Source organism: Treponema sp. UBA753, assembly GCF_002297325.1.
In the GTDB taxonomy this organism is placed as follows: domain Bacteria; phylum Spirochaetota; class Spirochaetia; order Treponematales; family Treponemataceae; genus Treponema_D.
Genome location: NZ_DBKJ01000011.1, coordinates 1 through 2,981 on the forward strand (window position 1 = coordinate 1; position 2,981 = coordinate 2,981).

The 2,981-nt window shown below is 35.1% G+C and carries 2 protein-coding genes; both read left to right on the forward strand.

The genetic code is table 11. The features are described from left to right. Nucleotides 1-174: 174 nt before the first annotated feature. Nucleotides 175-1,749, forward strand: a complete 1,575-nt coding sequence (locus B4C08_RS00420; RefSeq protein ID WP_296662092.1) for a DNA cytosine methyltransferase — start codon at nucleotides 175-177, stop codon at nucleotides 1,747-1,749. Beyond that, on the forward strand, nucleotides 1,742-2,981 hold a 1,240-nt coding region (locus B4C08_RS00425), incomplete at its 3' end, for an AAA family ATPase (protein WP_296662093.1). The genes B4C08_RS00420 and B4C08_RS00425, both read left to right, overlap by 8 nt.

A 2,981-nucleotide genomic window follows, 5' to 3' on the forward strand; every position in this document is an offset into this window, starting at 1 on the left:
AAATTTTATCAACACCTCGTCCTGACTTTACGCAGCTAGACAAAGATGTGGCGGCTTACGAGAAAAAGCGTGCAGATGAACGAAAAGCAAAGGCGAAAAAATAATTCATTCCCATATAAAACCAAAATATGACGCTGACTGCATTTTTATGTATCAGATTTTATAGGAACAAAAATGTCCATTGAAAAAAATATAAACAAAGAAAATACAACAGAAGTTGTCCCAAAAAACGCTCGTTTAAATGGGCAGGGAAAACTTCACCTTGCAACTGTTTTTAGCGGAATCGGTGCGATTGAACATACTTTGGATAGAATGAATATTCCTCACGATATTGTTTTTGCCTGCGACAACGGCGATGTTGATGTTCTTTCAAAGAAGATTCCCGAAAATATTTCTGAAATTGAAAATGAACTTTCTGTTCTTACAGCGGAAATCAGCAAAATTGAAGTTCAAACAGAGGAAGACAGGCTTTATAAATCCGAGCTAGACCTGATTCTTTCAAAGACAAATGAAGAAGTCAAAGTTTATAAATCGATGAGCCTTTCAAATTCAACGGAAAACAAGATTTCAAGAAAGATAAAAGACATTTGCCAGCGAACAGGAATGTTGCACGAAAAAATCAATTCTTTCAAAATCTTAAAGGAACTTTCAAAAATTCCTGATTATTCTGAAAAGAAAAAATTTGTTGACGCTCTTTATAAGAACAAGGAAGAAAGCAACAAAGTCAAGAAAACTTACAAGGCAAACTATAAAATTGATGACAAGGATTTTCATTGGAATGTTTCTTTTCTTGACGGAAAACAGTATGAAAATCAGGTTGACTTGTTCGTTGGCGGAAGTCCTTGCCAGTCGTTCAGTTTGGTTGGAAAGCAGCGAGGACTTGCCGACACACGCGGAACTCTTTTTTATGAATATGCCAGGCTTGTAAAGGAAATCCGACCGAAAGTTTTTATTTATGAAAATGTGAAGGCTCTTTTGAGCAATGACGAAGGCAGAACTTGGGAAACAGTTCAAAAAGTCTTTACCGATTTGAACTATAACTGGAAATATAAAGTTTTAAATGCTAAAGACTATGGAATTCCGCAGAACCGAGAGAGAGTTTTTGTTGTTGGTTTTAGAAACGATTTGAAGCTTGAAAAGGAATTTGAGTTTCCAAAACCGATAGAGCTAAAAAAGAAAATGCAGGATTTCCTTCTTGACAATGCGCCGGGCGGCTATTTTCTTCCCAAAAAAGGCGTGGATTTTGTAACAGACGAAAAGAATCTTACAAAACGATACACGCAGATTGATGGCGATATTCAGCTTTGCCAAAAGAAAAATCAGCAGTTCAACTGGCATGGAGATTTTGTCTTTCAAAGCGAGGAAGAAGCAAAGCGAAAAATAAAAAAGGATTTGGAAAAGTATTTCTTGTCGGAAAAAGTGAGAAAATATGTTCTTGCAACAGGAACAAAAGGGTTTTATTCAAGACCAAAAACGGACTTGGAAGTTGCCCGTCCTCTTTTGACAACAATGCACAAAATGCACCGAGCTGGAGTTGACAATTATGTTACAACAGACGGACGGCTTAGAAAACTTACTCCTCGTGAATGTTTCCGTTTGATGGGATTTTCAGACGATTTTGTGATTCCCGTTTCTGACACTTCCGCTTATCAGCAGGCGGGAAATTCAATCGTTGTTGATGTTTTGATTAACATTATGAATTCTGTTTTGGAAAGCTATCCTCAACTTGTTGGAGGAAACAATGGCTGATCCGATTTGTCGTTGGCGAAATGCAACACCTGAAACAGTATGTGAAATTGTTGAAGAGCTGCCTAAAAGTGAAATGCCAGAAGATGAATTTAGAGATTCTATGGCAAAATCTAAATTCGGAAGCGAGTTTTTTCGCACTCCATATCAGTTTGCCTGTCAGTTGGCACTTTACTTTATAGATGATGACAAAATTTATCATCCAAGATTCAGAAATAACATTTCAATAGAAGAAGCTGATAAATATCTTCATCATTGGTTCAGTTTATATTATGTTCCTAATCCTTATACAAAGAAAGGTTTTAAGGAGATTGAAAGACCACTGTTTTTTGAACAGACTTTGATGGAGAAGCTGAAACTAAAGAGCGAATCTTCAAATTTTCAAGACTTATTGAAACAGACTTTTAAAGATGAAATCGGTGAAATTGATATTTTGCGAAATTTGATAAATAAGTATTCAACTTTTCTGAAAGTTGAGAATGACATAATTTCTCTTACGGAAAAAGGAAAATCTAAAATGGAAATCAATGTAGATAGAGATGATAAAAAATCATTCTTTAAGAGTTTTGATGAAAAAACTGATTCCTCAGCATCTCCTTACACAAATCCAAGGCAAATCATTTTCTACGGAGTTCCCGGCTGCGGAAAAAGCCATAAAATCGGGGAAATGTTAAAGAATCCTGATAAATTTAAAATTGAGTCGGAAGAACATCAAGTTATAAGAACTGTTTTTCATCCTGACTATACTAATTCAGATTTCATTGGACAAATTTTGCCAAAAGTAAATGCTGATAAAACTATTGAATATGTTTTTGTTCCCGGTCCTTTTACAAAAATACTTGCTAAAGCAATAAAACATTCTTCTAATCAATATGTTTTAATAATTGAAGAAATAAATCGAGGAAATGCTGCTTCAATTTTCGGAGAAACTTTTCAGCTTTTGGATAGAATGAAAAAAGGTCAAACTATTACCGAAAAAATATTCGATGGAGATTTGAATACTTATGGGCAGGGCTGGAGCGAGTATTTTTTTATGAATGATGATATAAATCATTACATATTAAAAGAATGTAATGGAAATGATACAAATAAAGCGGTAAATGTGAATGGAATCGTTTTCTCTGAAAATACAGGAATCCGTCTTCCGCCGAATCTTTCAATTCTTGCTACGATGAATACAAGCGACCAGAATGTTTTTACGCTTGACAATGCCTTTCAGCGCAGATGGAAAATGG